At 66.0% G+C, this 4,215-nt stretch carries 4 protein-coding genes; all 4 read left to right on the top strand.

Annotated features, from left to right (window positions below):
* Nucleotides 1-10: 10 nt before the first annotated feature.
* The gene (locus EOA33_RS26085; protein ID WP_126056978.1) at nucleotides 11-1,228 is read left to right on the top strand and encodes a urate hydroxylase PuuD; all 1,218 of its coding nucleotides are present in this window, start codon (nucleotides 11-13) and stop codon (nucleotides 1,226-1,228) included.
* 1 nt (nucleotide 1,229) lies between these two features.
* Nucleotides 1,230-2,543 carry a guanine deaminase gene (gene guaD / locus EOA33_RS26080; protein ID WP_127406951.1) on the top strand — a complete coding sequence of 438 codons (1,314 nt, stop codon included), beginning with the start codon at nucleotides 1,230-1,232 and terminating at the stop codon, nucleotides 2,541-2,543.
* A gap of 65 nt (nucleotides 2,544-2,608) precedes the next feature.
* Nucleotides 2,609-3,112, top strand: a complete 504-nt coding sequence (locus EOA33_RS26075) for a heme-degrading domain-containing protein (protein WP_127406950.1) — start codon at nucleotides 2,609-2,611, stop codon at nucleotides 3,110-3,112.
* On the top strand, nucleotides 3,109-4,215 hold a 1,107-nt coding region (locus EOA33_RS39275), incomplete at its 3' end, for a glycerate kinase (RefSeq protein WP_190234377.1). The genes EOA33_RS26075 and EOA33_RS39275, both read left to right, overlap by 4 nt.

Raw genomic sequence — 4,215 nt, 5'->3', positions numbered from 1 at the left:
GGGCAACACGATGCTGGATTTCGCGATTTTCTGGGACTGGCTGAGCTTCGCCGTCCGCTGGCTGCATGTCATCACCGGCATCGCCTGGATCGGCTCGTCCTTCTATTTCGTCGCGCTCGACCTCGGGCTGCGCCAGCGCCCCGGCCTGCCAGTCGGCGCCTTCGGCGAGGAATGGCAGGTGCATGGCGGCGGCTTCTACCACATCCAGAAATATCTGGTGGCGCCGGCCGAGATGCCGGAGCACCTGACCTGGTTCAAATGGGAGTCCTATGCCACCTGGCTGTCGGGCTTCGCCATGCTGTGCGTGGTCTACTATGCCGGCGCCGACCTGTTCCTGATCGATCCCAATGTGCTGCCGATGTCGGTGCCGGTCGGCATCCTGCTGTCGCTGGCGACGATCGGTGTCGGCTGGGTGGTCTACGACCTGCTTTGCCGCTCGGCGCTGGGCAAGAGCGACACAGGGCTGATGCTGGTGCTTTATGGCGTGCTGGTGTTCATCGCCTGGGGATTGACGCATCTCTTCACCGGCCGCGCCGCCTTCCTGCATCTCGGTGCCATCACCGCCACGATCATGTCGGCCAACGTCTTCATGGTCATCATCCCCAACCAGAAGATCGTCGTCGCCGACCTGATCGCCGGCCGCAAGCCGGACCCGAAATACGGCAAGATCGCCAAACAGCGCTCGCTGCACAACAACTACCTGACGCTGCCGGTGCTGTTCCTGATGCTGTCGAACCACTATCCGCTGGCGTTCGGCACCGAGTTCAACTGGGTGATCGCCTCACTGGTGTTCATCATCGGCGTGCTTATCCGACACTATTTCAACACCGTCCATGCCCGCAAGGGCAACCCGACCTGGACGTGGCTCGGCGCCGCCGTGCTGTTCGTCATCATCATCTGGCTGTCGACCGTGCCGAAGGTCCTGACCGGCGAGCCCAAGGCTTCCGCCGCGGCCGAGACCTTTATCGCCTCGGCGCATTTCCAGGCCGTGCGCGACACGGTGCTTGGCCGCTGCTCGATGTGCCATGCCGAGGAGCCGGTCTATGAGGGCATTTACCATGCCCCGAAGGGCGTGATGCTCGACACCGACGCGCGCATCGCCGAGCATGCGCGCGAGATCTACCTGCAGGCCGGACGCAGCCACGCCATGCCGCCAGCCAATGTCACCCAGATCAGCGACAAGGAGCGGGCGCTGCTGGTCGCCTGGTTCGAAGGCCAGGGAAAGTAGCATGACCTCCACCCTTCTGCGCGGCCGCACGCTGACCTTCCTGCGCTGGCCGGAAACGATCGACGACCATTCCGCCTGGCGCTACGAGGAGGATGGCGGCCTGCTGATCAGCGACGGCCGGATCGTCGCCTCAGGCGCCTATGCCGATATCGAGAAGCAGGCCGGCGACGGGGCAAGACGGATCGACCATCGCCCGCATCTCATCCTGCCGGGCTTCATCGACGCGCATGTGCATTTCCCGCAGATGCAGATCATCGCCTCCTACGGCGCCGAGTTGCTCGACTGGCTAAACAAATACACCTTTCCCGAGGAGACGAAATTCCGCGACGCCCAGCACGGCCGCCGCATCGCGAGACTGTTCCTCGACGAGATGGTGCGGCATGGCACGACGACGGTCGCCGCCTATTGCTCGGTGCACAAGGCGTCGGCCGAGGCCTTCTTCGCCGAGTCGCATGACCGCAACATGCTCAACATCGCCGGCAAGGTGATGATGGACCGCAACGCGCCGGACGGCCTGCTCGACACGTCGCAATCGGGCTATGACGACAGCAAGGCGCTGATTGCGGAATGGCACGGCAAGGGCCGCCAGCTCTATTCCATCACCCCTCGCTTCGCCATCACCTCCACGCCCGAGCAGATGGAGATGGCCGGTACGCTCTGCCGCGAGCATCCCGATCTCCACATGCAGACGCATCTCTCGGAAAACCATGCCGAGATCGCCTTCACGCAGGAGCTCTATCCCTGGTCGCGCGACTATACCGACGTCTATGAGCGGTACGGGCTCTTGGGGCAAAAGAGCCTGTTCGGCCACTGCATCCATCTCTCCGAACGCGAGGCGGATGCGCTGTCGAGCACCGGCTCGGTGGCGGTGTTCTGCCCGACCTCGAACCTGTTCCTCGGCTCCGGCCTGTTCGACTATCAGCGCTACCGCAGGCGTGACAGGGCCCTCAGAATCGCGGCCGCCACCGACGTCGGCGGCGGCACCAACTACTCGATGCTGCGCACCATGGACGAGGGCTACAAGGTGATCGCGCTGAACGGGGAGAAGCTCAACCCGTTCCAGTCCTTCTGGCAATTGACGCGCGGCAATGCCGAGGCGCTGTCGGTCGCCGACAAGGTCGGCACACTCGAGGCTGGCACCGATGCCGACATCGTCGTGCTCGACGCGCGCGTCACGCCGGCGATGCGGCTGAGGATGGAAACGGTCGGCACGCTGGCCGAGGAACTGTTTCTCCTGCAGACGCTGGGCGACGACCGCGCCGTGCGCGAGGTCTATGTCGCTGGCCGGCCGGCCAAGAGCACGATCGCGATCTAGCATTCCGGCTTGACCCCACGGCAACCATCGGCCAAAGCGTGCGGCGACATTGACAGGGGAACGACATGGCCGTTGCCGACGACATCGCTCTGATCAAGAAACAGGAGGCCACGCTGGTCTTCCCCGGCTTCGACGAGGCCGTCGCCTTCGAGGTCGGCGCGGCGATCCGCAAGCGCGCGCTGGCCGAGAACCTGCCGATCATCGTCGACATCAGGACCTTCGACCGGCCGCTGTTCTACGCCGCGATGCCGGGTTCGAACGCCTCCAATCCCGACTGGGCGCGACGCAAGATCAATGTGGTGAAGCGGTTCCTGAAAAGCACCTACCGCATGGTGCTGGAGCAGCAGCGCCCCGACCGCACCTTCAAGGTCGGCGAGGGGCTGGATGTCGCCGACTATGTGCTGGCCGGCGGCGGCTTTCCGGTCACCGTCAAGGGCGCGGGCGTGATCGGCGTGATTGCCGTTTCGGGCCTGCCGGAGCGTGAGGATCACGGCGTGGTGGTCGACGCGCTGTGCGCGCATCTGGGCGCCGACCGCAAACAATTGGCCCTGGCGCCGGAAGCACAATGACAGACCCAAAATCCTTCCTGACGTCGATCTTCAACGCCGCGGTCGCCGCCGCCGATCCGGAAAAGACGATCCGCGACCATCTGCCGGCAAGGCCGAAGGGCCGCACCATCGTCATCGGCGCCGGCAAGGGCTCGGCGCAGATGGCAGCTGCCTTCGAAAAGGTTTGGGACGGCCCGATCGAGGGACTGGTCGTCACCCGCTACGGCTATGGCGCGAAGTGCGAGCGCATCGAGATCATCGAGGCGGCGCATCCGGTGCCGGATGCGGCCGGGCTCGAGGCCTCGCGCCGGCTGCTGGAGAAGGTGCGCGGGCTGACGGCGGACGATCTTGTTGTGGCGCTGATCTCCGGCGGCGGCTCGGCGCTGCTGCCCTCGCCCGCTCCGGGCCTGGCCCTGGCCGACGAGATCGCCGTCAACGAGGCGCTGCTTGCCTCCGGCGCGCCGATCGCGGCGATGAACACGATCCGCAAGCATGTCTCCACCATCAAGGGCGGCCGGCTGGCGGCGGCGGCGCATCCGGCCAAAGTGGTGTCGCTGGTCGTCTCCGACATCCCCGGCGACAATCCGGCCCTGGTCGCATCCGGCCCGACGGTTCCCGACACCGGCAGCCGCGAGGATGCGCTGGCATCGATATCAGCCTACGGCATGGAGCTGCCGGCAGCAGTCATGGCGCACATCAATTCGCCGACCGCCGATGCGCCGCGTCCGGACGATCCGGTCTTCGCCGGCAATGAAGTGCATCTGATCGCGTCGGCCGGCGTGTCGCTGGAAGCCGCCGCCGCCGAGGCAAAGCGGCAGGGAATTGAAGCCGTCATCCTGTCCGATTCCATCGAGGGCGAGGCGCGCGAGGTCGGCGGCGTCCACGCCGCCATCGCGCGCGAGGTAGCGACGCGCGACCGCCCGTTCGCCAAGCCGGTGCTGATCCTGTCGGGCGGCGAGACGACGGTGACGCTACGGGCAAAGGGCAAGGGCGGCCGCAATTCCGAATTCCTGCTCGCCTTTGCGATCGCCATTGGCGGCCTGGACGGCATTCACGCGCTGGCGGCGAAGGCGCCGGCATTGTCCTCCGAGCCGTCGATGCCGTCGGTGTCCGCCGCCAGCGCG

Origin of the sequence: Mesorhizobium sp. M4A.F.Ca.ET.050.02.1.1 (assembly GCF_003997725.1) — a bacterium.
Taxonomy (GTDB): Bacteria; Pseudomonadota; Alphaproteobacteria; order Rhizobiales; family Rhizobiaceae; genus Mesorhizobium.
Note: the sequence above shows the minus strand (reverse complement) of the source record. Positions and strands in the feature narration are given on the sequence as shown.